The organism is Pseudomonas sp. ACM7, from assembly GCF_004136015.1.
Classification (GTDB): domain Bacteria; phylum Pseudomonadota; class Gammaproteobacteria; order Pseudomonadales; family Pseudomonadaceae; genus Aquipseudomonas; species Aquipseudomonas frigoris.
This window is the reverse complement of the sequence record NZ_CP024866.1, coordinates 2991846-3009239: the sequence shown is the minus strand read 5'-3', so window position 1 is coordinate 3009239 and position 17394 is coordinate 2991846. Positions and strand designations below refer to the sequence as shown.

At 59.4% G+C, this 17394-nt stretch carries 17 protein-coding genes; 6 read left to right on the top strand and 11 right to left on the bottom strand.

What is annotated here, in order from left to right:
• The 3 genes from CUN63_RS14095 to CUN63_RS14085 form a co-directional block, all read right to left on the bottom strand.
• Entirely contained in the window at nucleotides 1-930 is a 930-nt protein-coding gene (locus CUN63_RS14095) for an SdiA-regulated domain-containing protein (RefSeq protein WP_129440246.1), read from the bottom strand.
• 216 nt (nucleotides 931-1146) lie between these two features.
• Entirely contained in the window at nucleotides 1147-1812 is a 666-nt protein-coding gene (locus CUN63_RS14090) for a fumarylacetoacetate hydrolase family protein (RefSeq protein ID WP_129440244.1), read from the bottom strand.
• A gap of 37 nt (nucleotides 1813-1849) precedes the next feature.
• Entirely contained in the window at nucleotides 1850-3244 is a 1395-nt protein-coding gene (locus tag CUN63_RS14085; protein ID WP_129440242.1) for an FAD-binding oxidoreductase, read from the bottom strand.
• Nucleotides 3245-3448: 204 nt separating this feature from the next.
• On the opposite strand from CUN63_RS14085, the gene serA reads away from it, so the two are divergent.
• The gene (gene serA / locus CUN63_RS14075; protein WP_129440240.1) at nucleotides 3449-4678 is read left to right on the top strand and encodes a phosphoglycerate dehydrogenase; all 1230 of its coding nucleotides are present in this window, start codon (nucleotides 3449-3451) and stop codon (nucleotides 4676-4678) included.
• Nucleotides 4679-4753: 75 nt separating this feature from the next.
• On the opposite strand, the gene CUN63_RS14070 is transcribed toward serA, so the two are convergent.
• On the bottom strand, nucleotides 4754-5179 hold the full coding sequence (locus tag CUN63_RS14070; RefSeq protein ID WP_129440238.1) for a DUF4399 domain-containing protein: 426 nt from the start codon (nucleotides 5177-5179) through the stop codon (nucleotides 4754-4756).
• Between the two features lie 135 nt (nucleotides 5180-5314).
• On the opposite strand from CUN63_RS14070, the gene CUN63_RS14065 reads away from it, so the two are divergent.
• Nucleotides 5315-5902 carry a transporter substrate-binding domain-containing protein gene (locus CUN63_RS14065; RefSeq protein WP_129440236.1) on the top strand — a complete coding sequence of 196 codons (588 nt, stop codon included), beginning with the start codon at nucleotides 5315-5317 and terminating at the stop codon, nucleotides 5900-5902.
• Between the two features lie 141 nt (nucleotides 5903-6043).
• Here the strand turns inward: CUN63_RS14065 and CUN63_RS14060 are convergent, their stop codons facing one another.
• Nucleotides 6044-6529, bottom strand: coding sequence for a DUF523 domain-containing protein (locus CUN63_RS14060; protein ID WP_129440234.1), 486 nt, complete (start codon nucleotides 6527-6529; stop codon nucleotides 6044-6046).
• 2 nt (nucleotides 6530-6531) lie between these two features.
• On the bottom strand, nucleotides 6532-7164 hold the full coding sequence (locus CUN63_RS14055; RefSeq protein WP_129440232.1) for a 2OG-Fe(II) oxygenase: 633 nt from the start codon (nucleotides 7162-7164) through the stop codon (nucleotides 6532-6534).
• Nucleotides 7165-7272: 108 nt separating this feature from the next.
• On the opposite strand from CUN63_RS14055, the gene CUN63_RS14050 reads away from it, so the two are divergent.
• The gene (locus CUN63_RS14050; RefSeq protein WP_033060564.1) at nucleotides 7273-8025 is read left to right on the top strand and encodes a DUF2059 domain-containing protein; all 753 of its coding nucleotides are present in this window, start codon (nucleotides 7273-7275) and stop codon (nucleotides 8023-8025) included.
• Between the two features lie 119 nt (nucleotides 8026-8144).
• On the opposite strand, the gene CUN63_RS14045 is transcribed toward CUN63_RS14050, so the two are convergent.
• A complete protein-coding gene (locus CUN63_RS14045) occupies nucleotides 8145-9092 on the bottom strand; it encodes an alpha/beta hydrolase (RefSeq protein WP_129440230.1) in 948 nt (315 codons plus the stop codon).
• 97 nt (nucleotides 9093-9189) lie between these two features.
• On the opposite strand from CUN63_RS14045, the gene CUN63_RS14040 reads away from it, so the two are divergent.
• Nucleotides 9190-9771, top strand: coding sequence for a DUF6436 domain-containing protein (locus tag CUN63_RS14040; protein WP_129440228.1), 582 nt, complete (start codon nucleotides 9190-9192; stop codon nucleotides 9769-9771).
• Nucleotides 9772-9879: 108 nt separating this feature from the next.
• Nucleotides 9880-12291, top strand: a complete 2412-nt coding sequence (locus CUN63_RS14035) for a penicillin acylase family protein (protein WP_129440226.1) — start codon at nucleotides 9880-9882, stop codon at nucleotides 12289-12291.
• Between the two features lie 140 nt (nucleotides 12292-12431).
• Here CUN63_RS14035 and CUN63_RS14030 read toward each other — a convergent pair whose 3' ends face one another.
• Complete coding sequence (locus tag CUN63_RS14030; RefSeq protein ID WP_129440216.1) at nucleotides 12432-13397, bottom strand: GlxA family transcriptional regulator; 966 nt, start codon at nucleotides 13395-13397, stop codon at nucleotides 12432-12434.
• A 270-nt stretch (nucleotides 13398-13667) separates the two neighbouring features.
• Here CUN63_RS14030 and CUN63_RS14025 point away from each other — a divergent pair, with 270 nt between their 5' ends.
• Nucleotides 13668-14309 carry an HD domain-containing protein gene (locus CUN63_RS14025; RefSeq protein ID WP_129440214.1) on the top strand — a complete coding sequence of 214 codons (642 nt, stop codon included), beginning with the start codon at nucleotides 13668-13670 and terminating at the stop codon, nucleotides 14307-14309.
• A gap of 134 nt (nucleotides 14310-14443) precedes the next feature.
• Here CUN63_RS14025 and CUN63_RS14015 read toward each other — a convergent pair whose 3' ends face one another.
• The 3 genes from CUN63_RS14015 to CUN63_RS14005 are packed head-to-tail and all read right to left on the bottom strand — an operon-like array spanning nucleotide 14444 to nucleotide 17390.
• Nucleotides 14444-15334, bottom strand: coding sequence for an ABC transporter permease subunit (locus CUN63_RS14015; protein ID WP_046045158.1), 891 nt, complete (start codon nucleotides 15332-15334; stop codon nucleotides 14444-14446).
• A complete protein-coding gene (locus CUN63_RS14010) occupies nucleotides 15331-16251 on the bottom strand; it encodes an ABC transporter permease subunit (protein ID WP_129440212.1) in 921 nt (306 codons plus the stop codon). Before CUN63_RS14010 ends, CUN63_RS14015 begins: the two co-directional genes overlap by 4 nt.
• Nucleotides 16248-17390: an ABC transporter ATP-binding protein gene (locus CUN63_RS14005; protein ID WP_129440210.1), complete on the bottom strand. Its 1143-nt coding sequence runs from the start codon at nucleotides 17388-17390 to the stop codon at nucleotides 16248-16250. The genes CUN63_RS14010 and CUN63_RS14005 overlap by 4 nt, the downstream gene beginning before the upstream one ends.
• Nucleotides 17391-17394 lie beyond the last annotated feature (4 nt).

The window sequence follows — 17394 nt, the reverse complement described above, 5'->3', positions numbered from 1 at the left end:
TTATTTCTGCTTTTCGAAGCGATAGAACAGGTTCGGCTCGCTCACCATGTAAAGCGTCCCCGCCTCGTCCATCGTCACGCCTTCGGCGCGAGGAATGGTCTTCTTCAAACCATTGAAGCCGCCCAGCAAGGTCATGAAGCTGACCTGCTCGCCCTTTTCGTCCAGCTCCAGCAACAAGTGGGAGTCGGCAGACAGCACCAGGGTGTGGCCAGTGCGCGGGTCGATGGCCAGCGCCGAGAGGTTGCGGATGTCCAGTTGGTCACTGGCGAGTTTTTGCTTGTCACCGGTGAGTGTCTGGCCATCGTTGCTTTTCCAGGTGAACAACGCCGGTGGACGCTCTTCACCCAGCAACATCTGCTGATTGCGCGAATCCCAGACGACTGCTTCGAAGGCCTTGTTCTGGTCTTTCGAGGGGCCGAGGTCGTATTTCGGGAAGTTGGCGATGTTCAGCTCGCGGGTGTCAGCGTCAACCTTGACGATGGAGAGCATGTGGTCACGTTCATCGACGATGGCCAGCAGACCGTTGCCCATCATAGTCACGCCTTCCGGGTTGCTCCAGCCCACCAGCGGCATTTTGCGCAGCACGTCGCCCTGCAGGGTCAATTCGACGAGGAACGGGTTCTTGCCCATGACCGAGAACAGGGTTTTGGTTTGAGGGTTGTAGGCCAGGTCGGACGCTTCGTCCTTTTCCATGCCCGGCAGCAGCTTGGCGTCGATCACTGCCCGGTAATCCGGCAGCCAGACACTCTGCTGACGTTCGGCGGGACTTTCGAAACGTTCCAGCACCCAAAGCACACCGCGGTCATCCCAATGCATCGCAAACGCGAGGCCATAGGCGGCGGCCACCAGCAAAAGCCAGAAATACCAACGCATGAAAAAGCGCGAGCGGCGGGCAGTTTTAAGCTTGGGCAGTGGTTGTTGGGTGACCATCGAGGGATGAGTTCCAGAAATTCAGGCTATGGGTAATAGCATAATTGGGACCGGCTCAGACGCCGCAAGTCCCGGAATTATCCGGAGAAGATGTGAAAAAAACGGGAAATGGCGGGAAAGCCCTGTGCGGGCAACCAAGATCAAAAGATCGCAGCCTGCGGCAGCTCCTACAGAGATTGGTGTAGGAGCTGCCGCAGGCTGCGATCTTTTGCTTTTTTAGCGGACGCTGGTGGTGAAGCTGCTGGCGCCTGGCAACTCGATCACCAGTTCATCACCGACATTCAGCGGGCCAACACCCACCGGCGTACCCGTCAAGATCACGTCACCGGCCTGCAGCGAGAAACAGCCGGCCATGTGCTGGATCATCGGCACGATCGGGTTGAGCATTGCGCTGCTGTTACCATCCTGGCGCACTTCGCCGTTGATGGTCAGGCGGATGCCGATGTCGGTCAGGTCAGCGAAGGTGCTGCCGGACACGAATGGCGCAATCACCGCCGCACCGTCGAAGGACTTGGCGATTTCCCAAGGCAGGCCCTTGGCTTTCAGCTCGGCCTGCTTGTCGCGCAGGGTCAGGTCCAGGGCTGGAGCGAAGCCGGAGATAGCATCGAGCACTTCTTCACGGCTCGGTTTGGTCGACAAAGGCTTGCCAATCAACACCGCGATTTCCGCTTCGTAATGCACCGAACCACGGTCGGTCGGAATGCTGAAACCACCTTCCAGCGGCACGACGCAACTGCCCGGCTTGATGAACAGCAGCGGTTCTGTAGGCACCGGGTTGTCCAGTTCCTTGGCGTGTTCGGCGTAGTTACGGCCGATGCACACCACTTTCCCCAGCGGGAAATGAATACGCGTACCGTCGACATACTGGTGCTGATAGCTCATTTACCGACTCCTGTTTCGTAGCTCTTAAATTCAAAAGTCAAACAGCGAAAATTTTGCCCGGGTTCATGATGCCGTTCGGGTCGAACACCGCTTTGACGGCTTTCATGTACTCGATCTCGACCGGCGAGCGGCTGTAGGTCAAGTAGTCACGCTTGGTCATGCCCACGCCATGTTCGGCGGAAATCGAGCCGTTGTACTTCTCGACGGTTTCGAACACCCACTTGTTGACGGTCGCGCACTTGGCGAAGAACTCGTCCTTGCTCAGGTTTTCCGGCTTGAGGATGTTCAAGTGCAGGTTGCCGTCGCCGATGTGGCCGAACCAGACGATTTCGAAATCCGGGTAGTGTTCGCCGACGATCGCGTCGATTTCCTTCAGAAAGGCCGGGACTTTCGACACAGTGACCGAAATGTCGTTCTTGTACGGCGTCCAGTGGGAAATGGTCTCGGAGATGTATTCGCGAAGCTTCCAGAGGTTCTGCAGCTGGGTTTCGCTCTGGCTCATCACGCCGTCCAGTACCCAGCCCTGCTCAACGCAGTGCTCGAAGGTTTCCAGGGCGTGGTTGGCCACTTCTTCGGTGGTCGCTTCGAATTCCAGCAGCGCGTAGAACGGGCAATCGGACTCGAAAGGTGCCGGCACGTCGCCGCGGGCCATCACCTTGGCCAACGCTTTGTCGGAGAAAAATTCGAAGGCGGTCAGGTCGAGCTTGCTCTGGAACGCGTGCAACACCGGCATGATCGAGTCGAAATCGGCAGTGCCGAGGACCATGGCGGTGAGGTTTTTCGGCGCACGGTCCAGGCGCATGGTGGCCTCGACCACGAAACCGAGGGTGCCTTCAGCGCCGATGAACAGCTGACGCAAGTCGTAGCCGGTGGCGTTCTTGATCAAGTCTTTGTTCAGTTCCAGTAGATCGCCTTTGCCGGTGACGACTTTCATGCCGGCCACCCAGTTGCGGGTCATGCCGTAGCGAATGACCTTGATCCCGCCGGCATTGGTGCCGATATTGCCGCCAATCTGGCTCGAACCTGCCGAAGCGAAATCCACCGGGTAGTACAGGCCTTTTTCTTCGGCGACGTTCTGCAGGTGCTCGGTGACCACGCCCGGCTGGCAGACCGCAGTGCGGTCGGTCATGTTCACGTCGAGGATCTGGTTCATGTAGTCGAAGGACACGACGACTTCGCCATTGGCGGCCACGGCCGCGGCGGACAACCCGGTACGACCGCCGGACGGCACCAGCGCAATTTTGTGCTCATTGGCCCAACGGACAATGGCCTGAACCTGCTCGGTGGTCTTGGGGAACACGATGGCGGTCGGGGCCGGGGCGAAATGCTTGGTCCAATCCTTACCGTAAGCATTCAGGGAGTCGGCATCGGTCAGCACCTTGCCAGGCTCAACCAGGGTCTTCAGCTCTTCAATCAGGGCAGGATTGGTCATCGACAGAACTCTCGAACAATTCATGGTCATCCTGAGAACGCTTCACGTCGCAGGAATGAGTGTTTAGCGGGGTGCATATGCTAGCATACCGACCCCGCAGGATAGTGCCCAACGGCTGTTCTGCGGCGACGGCTTTTTTGCCGTCCGGGTCAGCATCTGTTGACCATTTCCTGCCATTTTTCTCCGGGATACAGGTTTACGCAGATGAGCAAGACTTCTCTCGATAAGAGCAAGATCAAGTTCCTTCTTCTCGAAGGCGTCCACCAATCGGCTGTCGACGTCCTCAAGTCGGCGGGCTACACCAGCATCGAGTACCTCACAGGTTCTCTGCCGGAAGCCCAACTGAAGGAAAAGATCGCTGATGCTCACTTCATCGGCATTCGCTCCCGCACTCAACTGACCGAAGAGATCTTCGATCACGCGAAGAAACTGGTCGCTGTCGGCTGTTTCTGCATCGGCACCAACCAGGTTGACCTTAATGCTGCCCGCGAACGCGGCATCGCAGTGTTCAACGCTCCGTACTCCAACACTCGCTCCGTCGCGGAACTGGTGCTGGCCGAAGCGATCCTGTTGCTGCGCGGCATCCCTGAGAAGAACGCTTCCTGCCACCGTGGCGGCTGGATCAAGAGCGCAGCCAACTCCTTCGAAATCCGTGGCAAGAAGCTCGGTATCGTCGGTTACGGCTCGATCGGTACGCAATTGTCGGTTCTGGCTGAAGGCCTGGGCATGCAGGTGTACTTCTACGACACCGTGACCAAGCTGCCATTGGGCAACGCGACTCAAGTCGGCAACCTGACCGAGCTGCTGGGCATGTCCGACATCGTCACCCTGCACGTTCCGGAAACCGCTGCGACCCAGTGGATGATCGGCGAGAAAGAAATCCGTGCGATCAAGAAGGGCGGCATTCTGATCAACGCGGCGCGCGGCACTGTAGTTGAACTGCAAGCGCTGGCGGACGCGATCAAGGACAAGCACCTGATCGGCGCGGCCATCGACGTCTTCCCGGTGGAGCCTCGCTCCAACGACGAAGAGTTCGAAAGCCCGCTGCGTGGCCTGGACAACGTGATCCTGACCCCGCACATCGGCGGTTCTACCGCTGAAGCGCAAGCCAACATCGGTCTGGAAGTGGCAGAAAAACTGGTCAAGTACAGCGACAACGGTACGTCGGTGTCCTCGGTCAACTTCCCGGAAGTGGCCCTGCCGGCTCACCCTGGCAAGCATCGCCTGCTGCACATCCACGAGAACATTCCGGGTGTGATGAGCGAGATCAACAAGGTCTTCGCCGAAAACGGCATCAACATTTCCGGTCAGTTCCTGCAGACCAACGAGAAAGTCGGCTACGTCGTGATCGACGTCGACGCCGAGTACTCGGAAATGGCGCAAGAGAAGCTGCAGCACATCAACGGCACCATTCGTTGCCGCGTGTTGTTCTGATAGTGACTTGAGTGACAAAAAAAGGAGCCCTTGGGGGCTCCTTTTTCATGGGCGCGGTTCTTTATTCCGAGCAGGTTACTTAACGTTGACGGTGATTTTCTCCGACACGATCGGCGGATCGAACGGCATGTGGCCGCTATCTCCCAGCTCCAGCTGCAAGGTGTGTTTGCCCGGCGTCAGCTTTACTTCAGCCTGGGTCTGCGCCTTGCCGAAATGCAGGTGGTTGGCATCGTTAGGAATCGGCGCACCGGCGGCCGGCAGTTTATCGACATCGATCAGCAAGTGGTGATGGCCGGTGTTCTTGGTGACATCGCCCGCAGGCGCCAGCGCCATGTTCTCGACAGCGAACTTGACGACGACGGTTTGCGGAACCGTAGCTCCGTCCGCAGGAGAAACGATGGACACTTCTGCACCCTTGGGGGCCGGAGTCGCAGCCGTTGCCAGCATCGAAGCACCCATCAACAGGCCAGCCAATGCTGCTCGTGACATAAAGGTTTTCATTCTCTTCTCCAGTTTTTTCGTAAAATCCGCGTGGCCATGACAACTTCACGGCCATTCGTTGTCGAAGGCTCTCGACAACCATAGCAAAGCGAGCCTGAACCAGAGCATCGCGATAATGAATTCAAAGGAGTGACCATGCGTTTTTTGCCTGGCCTGATCTGCCTGCTACCCCTTCTGAGCCCTTTGGCTCATGCCGAACTGATTGACGATGTAAACGACCGTGGCGAATTGCGCATCGCTCTTGAGGCTAATACACCGCCGTTCAATTTCAAGGACGATGGCAATCTAACGGGCTTCGAGGTCGAATTGGGCCAACTGCTGGCCAACGAACTGGATGTACGGGCCGACTTCGTCATTACCGATTCCAGCGATCTGCTGCAAGGTGTTGAAACCGGCAAGTACGACGTCGCCATCAACCACATAGCAGTGACCCCGGACCTCAAGGATCGTTTCGACTTCAGCGAACCTTACATTCACACCGATGCGCAATTGATCGCGCAGAAGGAAGAGCAACCGCGCTCGATGCTGCTGGTGCAGTCGCTGACGGAAGAGAAGCCGAAGGCTGGCCCGGCAGTGAGCCTGGCGATTCCGTTTCAGAAAGGTAACCCGGCGTTTCATGCCAGCCTGGAAAACGCGCTGCAGCGGATCAAGGCGGATGGGCGATTGGAGACGTTGTCGCAGAAGTGGTTCGGGACGGATACGAGTGTGGCGCCGAAACCCTGATGTTCTGGAAATAGATCAATTCATGGAGATCCAATGTGAGAGCGGGCTTGCTCGCGAAAGCGGTGTGTCAGTCAAATGAATGTTGTCTGATTCAACGCTTTCGCGAGCAAGCCCGCTCCCACAGTGGTTTTGTGTAGGGCGTTAGGTCAGGGTTGCCAGGACTGCCGCCGCTTGCGGCAACTCCAGCTCACTGAAGACTTGCACGCCATGGCGCCTGAGCAACGCCGCAGTCACGCCTTCACCACTGACCTTCACTCCACTGAACGTCCCGTCATAGGTCAACAGATTCCCGCAAGACGGGCTGTTGGCCTTGAGTACGGCAATGCGGATGCCGTGCTTTTGCACCAGTTCCAACGCCTGATAAGCCCCCGAGAGAAACTCGGCGCTGACGTCCTCGCCCTCGGTGGTGATCACTGATGCGTGGCCATCAAGCACTTCACCACCCTGCCCACCCGGAATTTCCGCCGCCGCCCGTGGCGTCGGCAAGCCACCGGCAACCTCTGGACACAACGGCACCACCCGACCTTCATCAAGCCACTGTTGAAGCTGATCGAACGGCCCACTCGCCCCGCCGTCATAACGTACGCGGTGGCCCAGCAGACAGCGGCTTACCAGAATTTTTTGCATGATCAGAACGGCTCGTTACCACGACGCCGGAACCAGCCGGTCAACGACAGACGATCGCGGGTCGCGGGCAGGACTTCGTGGGGCACTTCACCCGACAGGAACACCACCAGGCATCCACCTGTGGGCACCACATCATGTTCGACGCTTTCATCCAGGGACATGCGCAACTGACCGCCGTGCTCAGGCAGCCAGGCGTCGTTGAGATAGACCACCGCCGACACCATGCGCCGGTCGTCATCACGAAAACGGTCGACATGCTTGAGGTAAAAAGCACCGGGCGGGTACAGCGCGAAATGGCTTTCGAAATCTTCCAGGCCCAGAAACAAACCACGATTCATCGCTTCGCGCAGGCTGTCCATCAAATCCAGATAGCTGTCGCACGCCAACGCCTGGCCGGGCTCGATCCACTGGATATGGTCGCCGCGAATCCCCTCGCGAATCTCGGATGTCGACCCGCGCCCCACGGCGGCCGGGGCCAATTCGCCCTCGGCAGCACGTTTACGGCACTCGGCCGCCAGTTCCCGGGTCAGACCCAGAGGAAGGAAAATATTCTGCTGCGACCAGCCGTGCTCAGCCAGGTCGTCGACGATACGTAACAGCAGCGGGTGATCAGAGGGTATTCGCATGCCGCGCATAGTATTCCTGTGCCTGAAAATCCGACAGAGCCGCGCAGCGGGTTGATACGAATTCTCGACAAGGACGAATGCCACACGGAGAATAGTCGCCTGCTGACAGGAGTCCCTATGCGCCGTTTGCTTTTTTCACTGTTGATGTTCTGTGTATTGCCCGCTTGGGCAGACGGCCACGACCAGTTGTACAAGGTCGCCGGTTGGCCAGAACAACGCGCGCATTTCAACGACGCTCTCTCGGCGGCTCAGCAGCGGTACCAGAACAGTCTGCCGCCGGCAGTGTTCCAGGCGCTGGTGAATAACAGCAATCAGCGCTTTGCCCCCCAGGCCGTCGACCAGCGCGCCGAAGCGCAATTGCGCAAGACCCTCGCCGATCCGAAACCTGCGCTGACGTTCTTTCAGTCACCCTTGGGCAAGAAAATCGTGGCCGCCGAATTGCTCGCGACCCGTCGCGATCAGTTGGCAAAAAACGCCAAGGGTTTACCCAAGATCCAGGCCAGCGACAGCCGCATGCTGATCATCGGCCATCTGGCCCAGGCCCTGCCCGCCCGAGAGGCTGGCGCGGAAGTCAGCCTGGCGATTGCCGGCGTCGCGGCCGACAGCCTCAGCTCGATGATCCCCGGCCTGCTCGGCGGTGGTCAGGCTCAAGGCATGTTGAATGGTCAGCGTCAGCGCTTGATGGACCAGATCGGCAACGACCTGAACAACACGCTGTTGTATGTCTATCGCGACCTGTCGGATGAAGAACTGGAAGAGTTCGCGACCTTCGCCGAGTCCACCGAGGGCAAGGCTTATTACCAGGCAGCATTGGCGGCGATTCGCGCGGGGTTGGCGGTGGGGCAGGATACTTCAACGCTTCGCCAGTAATTTTTAGCGCCTGATAAATCGCTATCGCGAGCAAGCTCGCTCCCACAGTGACCGAGTTGTTCAGACGTACTCGGTCTAATGTGGGAGCGAGCTTGCTCGCGATGAGGCCATGACAGACGCTAAAGATTCCGACCCTTGATCCGCTTCGTCAAAAACCCGAAATACTCCCGCCGCAACGCCAGCGTCTCATTCGCCAGGTGATGCCGCGCCTCAGGCAACATCAGCACCTGCGGCCGATCGAACTTGCCCCGCAACACTTCAAGGTTATGCTCCCAATCCACGGTCATGTCCGCCTGCCCCTGCACAATCAGCGGTCGCCGCTTGCTGTCCGGTGCGGCTTCGATGCGTTTGATCCAGCGCGCCAGCGCACCGACCCAGGCGGTCGGCAAACGGAGCGGCTGCAACGGGTCCGCTTGCAGGAAGGGTAGAAAATCCGGGTCGTTGGAGTTCTCGCTGAAGCGCCGGGCGATGGCTTTGACGAAAGGCTTGAGCAGGTAATAGCTGAGTTGCGACCAACCCCAGGCCCGCGGCCTTACCAACGGCGACAGCAGAATGACCTGGCCCTGGGCCGGACTGCTGGCGCCCTGATTGAGTACATGATCGATCACGATCGCGCCGCCAGTGCTTTGCCCGCACAGGTGCCACGGCTGCGGCAGATCGAGGGATTGTGCTTCGGTGAACAATCCTTGCAGCGTGTCCTGATACTCAGTGAAATCCTTGATGCTGGCCCGTTCGCCACTGGACAGCCCGTGTCCCGGCAGGTCGCAGGCAATCACCGCAAAATTCTGATCCAGCGCCCATTCGATCACATGCCGGTAAAGCCCGGTGTGATCGTAAAAACCGTGGAACAAAAACAGCGTCGCCTTCGCCTGCTCGGGCCACCAGACCTGGCTGACCACTTCATAACCATCGACGTCGAAACGACCAAGGCCACTGCGCAGGTTACGCCCCGCAAAGTCCAGCCCGTAGAAGCGCTGGTAAGCCAGCGCTTCTACCGACAGCGGCTGCCAGTCGGCCAGCGGCCGCAGCCTGGCACGCAGATGATCGGAGTCGAAAGTGGCAGACATGAGCAATTCCAGAACGCGAAACGGACTTTATGGGCCTGCGATATTCATCTGTTGGGGCAAGCATGGCAAGCTAGCGCACCTTCGAGGACTGAAATCCATGCGCTCGCCCTACCGCGCCACACTGCTTGCCAGCCTGCTCGCCCTCGTGTGTGCCGGCGTGCTGTGGGCTGCTTACGACTGGTTTCAGGGACGCTACCTGCGAGCGTTCAGCGAGCACACCGCGGTGTTCTCCGGCGACCCGCTGCGCCTGCCCGACAACCTCGCCGGCCCCGGCGCCATCCGCCTCGTGCACTTCTGGGACCCGGCCTGCCCGTGCAACGTTGGTAATCAACAACACCTGAGCGAACTGGTTGAGCATTATGTACCGCAAGGCGTGGAGTTTTATGCGGTACAAAAGCCTGGCAGCCACGGTCAGTTACCGAGCACCATAAGCAGCCTGAAAAGCATCGCCGTCCTGCCAGGCTCCGAACAGATCCCCGCCAGCCCGGCCGTGGCGATCTGGGATCGCAGCGGCAAACTGGCGTATTTCGGCCCGTACAGCGAAGGCCTGACCTGCAATTCGAGTAACAGCTTTATCGAACCGATTCTGCAAGCGTTGAACGAAGGCCGCGCGGTGAATGCCACGCACACACTGGCCGTGGGTTGTTACTGCCCGTGGCCTGTCGACGCCGCGAAGTAAGGCTGACAGGAGACGCGAATCCCTCCTAAGTGCGATGGCCATGTCGGCAAGCCGTGTTAAACAGTGGCGCCAGGGAACTGCTGCCACTGATAACAACAAGGAATCACCATGAAACGTAGCCTGACCGTTCTCGCCCTGCTGATTGTTGCGCTCGCCGCAGGTGCAGGCTGGTACGTCTACAGCAAGCAGCCGACACGTCAGGGCATGGTGGAGCTGCAACACCTGCAAGGTTCGGTCACTGTGCGTTACGACGAGCGCGGCATCCCGCACATTCGCGCCGAGAACGAAACCGACCTGTACCGCGCCCTCGGCTACATCCACGCCCAGGATCGGCTGTTTCAGATGGAAGCCCTGCGTCGCCTCGCCCGTGGCGAGCTGGCCGAGGTACTGGGCCCGAAACTTCTCAACACCGATAAGCTGATGCGCAGCCTGCGCATTCGCGAACGCGCCGACACCTACCTGGCGAACATGGACAAACAGTCGCCGGCCTTTATCGCCATGCAAGCCTATCTGGATGGCATCAACCAGTATCAGGACAGCCATCCAAAACCTGCGGAGTTTGATGTACTGGGCATTCCCAAACGGCCCTTCACCGCCCAGGACACCATCAGCATCACCGGTTACATGGCCTACAGTTTTGCCGCAGCGTTTCGCACCGAACCGTTGCTGACCTACGTGCGCGATCAGTTGGGCGCCAACTACCTGAACGTCTTCGATCTCGACTGGCAGCCCAAGGGCGTGCTGGCGAAAAACCGCAGCGGTGCCATGCCGCCCCTCGCCAGTACCGACTGGAAAGACCTCAACGCCCTCGCCCGCCTCAGCGAACAGGCACTGGCCGACAACGGCTTGCCGCAGTTCGAGGGCAGCAACGCCTGGGCTGTCTCCGGCAGTCGGACCAAAAGCGGCAAACCGCTGTTGGCCGGCGACCCGCATATCCGTTTTTCCGCGCCGTCGGTGTGGTATGAAGCGCAGCTCTCGGCGCCGGGCTTCGAGCTCTACGGCCACTATCAGGCATTGATGCCGTTCGCCTCTCTCGGGATGAACCGCGACTTCGGCTGGAGCATCACCATGTTCCAGAACGACGACCTCGATCTGATCACTGAGAAGGTCAACCCGGACAATCCCAATCAGGTCTGGTATCGCGGCAAGTGGGTGGACATGGTGACCAGCGAACAGCAGATCGCGGTCAAGGGCCAGGCACCGGTGACACTGGTGCTGCGCCAGTCGCCCCACGGTCCGATCGTCAACGATGCGCTGGGCAGCGGCGTCGGTAAAACGCCGATCGCCATGTGGTGGGGTTTTCTCGAAAGCCAGAATCCGATCCTTGAGGGCTTCTACCAGCTCAACCGCGCCGACACCCTGGCCAAGGCGCGCAGTGCCTGCGCAAAGATCCAGGCGCCGGGCCTGAACATCGTCTGGGCCAACGCCAAGGGCGACATCGGCTGGTGGGCAGCGGCGCAACTGCCAAAACGTCCGGCGGGTGTGCGTCCGGGGTTCATCCTCGATGGCAGCACCGCCGACGCGGACAAGGAAGGTTTTTACCCGTTCAGCGCCAACCCACAGGAAGAGAACCCGGCACGCGGTTACATCGTCTCGGCCAACTTCCAGCCGGTGTCGCCGACCGGCATGGAGATTCCCGGTTACTACAACCTGGCCGATCGAGGTCAGCAGCTCAATCGCCAGCTCAGCGACAAGACTATCAAGTGGGATCTCGACGCCAGCCAGAAGCTGCAACTGGGCACCACCACCGCTTACGGCCCGCGCTTGCTCGCGCCGTTGTTGCCCGTACTGCGTGAAGTGGTGAGCGATCCCGCCGAACTCAAACTGGTTGAGCAATTGGCCCAGTGGAAAGGCGACTACCCGCTCGATTCCACCAGCGCCACGCTGTTCAACCAGTTCCTGTTCAACCTGGCTGACGCGACGATGCACGATGAACTGGGCAATGACTTCTTCGAGACTTTGCTGTCGACGCGGGTGATCGATTCTGCACTGCCACGACTGGCCGAGACTGCCGATTCGCCGTGGTGGGACAACCGCAACACCCTCGGCATGGAAACCCGCGCCGATACGGTCAAGGTTGCGTGGCAGGCGAGCATTGCTCATCTCAAAACCACCCTCGGCGGCGATTTCGCGCAATGGCAGTGGGGCAAGGCGCACACGCTGACCCATGGCCATCCGCTGGGGCAGCAAAAGCCGCTGGACCGGATCTTCAATGTCGGCCCGTTCGCGGCACCCGGCACTCACGAAGTGCCGAACAACCTCTCGGCCAAAATCGGCCCGGCGCCGTGGCCAGTAACTTATGGTCCTTCGACCCGCCGCCTGATCGACTTCGCCGACCCGACCCACAGCCTGACCGTCAACCCGGTTGGCCAGAGTGGCGTACCGTTCGACAGCCACTATGACGATCAGGCTGAGGCGTATATCGAAGGGATTTACTACCAGGCGCATCTCAATGATGAAGAAGTCACGGCCAACACGCGTAGTACGTTGAAGCTATTGCCAGCGCGGGCTGTGCAATAGGCCGAAAAATTATTGGCTGTTCCGCCGCCATCGCGAGCAAGCTCGCTCCCACAGTTGACTGAGTTGTCCAGACAGACTCGGTCTAATGTGGGAGCGAGCTTGCTCGCGAAGAGGCCCTGAAAGGCAACAACAATGTCTGCTCAAACCATCGCCGCAAAGTTCAGCCTGAACTGCTGCGGCGTCACGCCCAGCCTGCGATTAAACACACTGCGCATGTGCTGGGCATCGCGAAATCCGCACTGATAAGCCACGGTCTTCAGCGGCGATTGAGTGCTTTCAAGCAGCACCCGCGCCGCATCGACCCTGGCCCGTTCGACGAATTCCGCCGGGGTGATTTTTGCCACTTTGGTAAACACCCTGGAAAAGTTGCGGGCACTCATGTTGGCGGCGTTGGCCAGGTCGGAAATCGTCAGGTCGCCCGTCAGGTTGGCCAACACGTAGAGCTGCACCAGTGCCACGGCAGAAGTGGGTTCGGCGTGAGGCGTGAGGAATGGGCTGAACTGTGACTGCCCGCCGGAGCGTTGAGTGAACACCACCAGCCGCTTTGCCACACTCAGCGCTACTTCCGGCCCGTGATCCCTGGCCAGCAAGTACAGCGACAGATCAATCCCCGCCGTGACACCCGCCGAGGTGTAGAGCTCGCCGTCCTCCACGTAAAGGCGATCCGCCTCGACCTGAGTCGACGGGCACAACTGCGCCAGCGCCGCGGCGTCGCCCCAGTGGGTGGTGACCGTTCGCCCTTCCAGCAATCCGGCCCGGGCGAGCATGAACGCGCCGTTGCAGATCGAGCCAAAGCGTTGCGCCAGCGCGCAGGCATCGCGCAGCCAGGCATCGAATGCCGCACCGAAATCCATGAACGGTAACTGCGGCCCACCGGCCACCAGCAGCAAGTCATAGGCCTCCAGCGCTTCGCTGAAATGCCGATGGGCATTGAGTGCCAAACCGTTGGAACACGGCATCACCCCGCGCTCGACGCCGATCACCTCCAGTCGATAGTGATCTGGCGGCTCAAGGAAACGATTGGCTTCGCAAAACACATCCATGGGACCGGTGACGTCCAGGGACTGAACGCCGGCGAAGACCACGATGGCAACGGTTTTCTGCATGACAGGAAATCACCTTGAATGTGAAAAAGATCGCAGCCTTCGGCAGCTCCTACAGGTGCGCGCCGTTTCCATGTAGGAGCTGCCGAAGGCTGCGATCTTTTCTGGCTGATCACTATCAACCCTAGCCAATCCTCGCCCAACAAGCGAGGTTGGCGCGATATGCATGCTCATTGGCCGGGATCGCAGCCATGGATCGATTGTCCGGTTTCGGGTGCGCGGACAGACTGAACCCATCAGCGCCGCCACCGCGTTCCCCACGAGGACAGCACCATGAGCAGCACCATTGCCGGTATCAAAATCCCCGACAGCGCGTTGGCCAAGGCCACCACGGAATACATTCGCGACGTCGAATCAGACCTGCTGTATCACCACTCGCGTCGCGTGTTTCTGTTCGGCGCATTGAGCGGTGAACGCAAGCAACTGGCCTACAACCCCGAACTGTTGTACGTCGGCGCTATGTTCCATGACTTGGGTCTGGTGGAAGGTCATCGCACTGACGACGAGCGCTTCGAAGTTGATAGCGCCAACGCTGCCAAAGCATTCCTCAAGCCTTACGGTTTGTCCGACGATGATATCGAACAGGTCTGGTTGTCGATTGCTCTGCACACCACACCGGGGGTGCCGCAACACCTGCGGCCTAACGTGGCGATGGTGACTGCTGGCGTTGAAATGGATGTGTTGGGTATCGACTACGCAGCGTTCCCCAGCGCGCAACGCGAAGAAGTCGTGCATGCCCACCCGCGTGGCGAAGGGTTCAAGGAGTGCATCCTGTGTGCGTTTGCCAATGGCTTCAAGCACAAACCGGACACCACGTTCGGCACTGTAAACGCGGATGTGTTGGTCGACAGCGAGCCGGGTTTCAAACCGATGAACTTCGTCGAGATCATCCGCAAATCCCTCTGGATGTCCTAAACCAAATGTGGGAGCGGGCTTGCTCGCGAAGAGGCCGTTTCAGTCGATAGAGATGTCGACTGACACACCGCTTTCGCGAGCAAGCCCGCTCCCACATTTTGATCGGGGTTGACCACGTAATTGTGGCCAACGCTTTAAGCCGCTTCCGGAGCCTGGGCGCGACGTACGTCCGGTTGTTTCCAGGAGTCGGCAGCGCCTTCTTCGATCGCCTGCTGAATCGCACGTTTGCGACTTTCTTCGGCACGACGGCTGAAGAACCAGACCAGGAACGTCATCAGCGATACCGCCAGCAAAATCAGACTGGCCACGGCGTTGATCTCGGGTTTCACGCCCAGACGCACCGCCGAGAACACTTCCATCGGCAAGGTCGTGGAACCCGGACCGGACACGAAGCTCGCCAACACCAGGTCATCCAGCGACAGGGCAAACGACATCATGCCGCCGGCCCCCAACGATGGCGCGATCATCGGGATGGTGATCAGGAAGAACACCTTCCACGGCCGCGCACCGAGGTCCATGGCCGCTTCTTCGATGGACAGGTCCAGCTCACGCAAACGCGCCGACACCACCACCGCCACATACGCCGCACAGAACGTAGTGTGGGCGATCCAGATGGTGATGATGCCGCGCTCCTGCGGCCAACCGATCATCTGCGCCATGGCCACGAACAGCAGCAACAGCGACAGACCGGTGATCACTTCGGGCATCACCAGCGGCGCGGTGACCAGGCCACCGAACAGCGTGCGACCTTTGAAGCGAGTGATACGGGTCAGGACGAACGCGGCCAATGTACCCAGCGCCACCGCCGCCACCGCCGTGTAGCAGGCGATTTCCAGCGAGCGCACCACCGAGCCCATCAGTTGAGTGTTGTCCATCAAGCCGACGTACCACTTGATCGACCAGCCACCCCACACCGTCACCAGTTTGGAGGCGTTGAACGAGTAGATCACCAGGATCAGCATCGGCGCGTAGATGAACAGCAAACCCAGCACCAGCATCAAACTTGAGAAACGGAAGCGCTTCATTCTTTACCCTCCATTTCTTTGGCCTGACTACGGTTGAACAGGATGATCGGCACAATCAGGATCGCCAGCATCACCACCGCCAGGGCGGACGCCACCGGCCAGTCACGGTTGTTGAAGAACTCTTGCCAGAGCACTTTACCGATCATCAGGGTTTCCGGACCGCCGAGCAGTTCCGGGATCACGAACTCGCCCACCACCGGAATGAACACCAGCATGCAGCCCGCGACGATGCCGTTCTTGGACAGTGGAATGGTGATTTTCCAGAAACTGTTGAAGGTGCTCGAACCCAGGTCCGATGCGGCTTCCAGCAAACTGGCATCGTGCTTCACCAGGTTGGCATAGAGCGGCAGGATCATGAACGGCAGGTACGAATACACCACGCCGATGTACACGGCCAGGTTGGTGTTGAGGATCTGCAGCGGCTCGCTGATCCAGCCCATGCTCATCAAAAAGCCGTTCAACAGACCGTTGTTGCTGAGGATGCCCATCCACGCGTAAACGCGGATCAGGATCGCGGTCCAGGTCGGCATCATGATCAGCAGCACCAGCACCGTTTGCATCTCTTTGCGGGCACTGGCAATGGCGTAGGCCATCGGGTAGCCGATCAGCAAACAGAGGACGGTGCTGATCAGCGCCATCTTCAATGAGCCGAGGTAGGCGGCGATGTACAACTCGTCGCCGGCCAGCATCGCGTAGTTGCTCAGGTTAAGCAGCAACTGCACTTTTTGGTCGAGGTAGCTGTAGATCTCGGTGTACGGCGGAATGGCCACGTCGGCTTCGGCGAAGCTGATCTTCAGAACGATGAAGAACGGCAACATGAAGAACATGAACAGCCAAATGAACGGAACCCCGATGACCAGCTGACGGCCACCGGGAATTATTCGATTGAGGCGGCGTTTGAGTTTGCGCATGTTCATGAGCGAAGTACCACGCCGCTGTCGTCTTCCCAGTACACGTACACCTGGTCACCCCAGGTTGGGCGCTGGCCACGGCGCTCGGCGTTGGCGACGAAAGACTGGACGATCTTGCCGCTCGGCAGTTCGACGTAGAACACCGAGTGGCCACCGAGGTAGGCGATGTCGTGCACCTTGCCGCTGGACCAGTTGTATTCGCAGGTCGGCATGGTCGGCGTCACCAGCAGTTTTTCCGGACGGATCGCGTAGGTCACGGATTTGTCCTGCACCGACGTGCTGATGCCGTGGCCCACGTAAATCTGGCGGTCCAGGTCCTTGCAGGTGATGGTCGCGTGGCCTTCGGCGTCGTCGATCACTTCACCGTCGAAGATGTTGACGTTGCCGATGAACTCGCAGACCAGACGGCTGGTCGGGGTTTCGTAGATGTCGATCGGGCTGCCGATCTGGGCGATCCAGCCCAGGTGCATGATCGCGATGCGCTCGGCCATGGTCATGGCCTCTTCCTGGTCGTGGGTCACCATGACGCAGGTTACACCGACCCGCTCGATGATCTCGACAAGCTCAAGCTGCATTTGCGAACGCAGCTTCTTGTCCAGAGCACCCATCGGTTCGTCGAGCAGCAACAGCTTCGGTCGCTTGGCCAACGAACGCGCCAGGGCCACACGCTGACGCTGGCCACCGGACAACTGATGCGGCTTGCGTTTGGCGTACTGGCTCATCTGTACCAGCTTGAGCATGTCGGCCACGCGCGCATCGACTTCAGCGGCGGGAATCTTGTCCTGCTTGAGGCCGAAGGCGATGTTCTGCGCCACGGTCATGTGCGGGAACAAGGCGTAGGACTGGAACATCATGTTGATCGGCCGCTCGTACGGCGGCATGTCGGTGATGTCTTCGCCATCGAGGAAAATGCGCCCCTCCGTGGGCCGTTCGAAGCCTGCGAGCATGCGCAGCAACGTGGATTTACCCGATCCCGAACCGCCGAGCAGGGCGAAAATCTCGCCTTTCTTGATTTCCAGGGACACATCGTCCACGGCAATCGTCTCGTCGAACTTCTTCGTGACCCGGTCGATTTTGACCAACACCTGTTTAGGTGACTGGTCGCCCTCGAGGGCTTTCTTATAGGCGCCGGAGGCAACTGCCATTTAC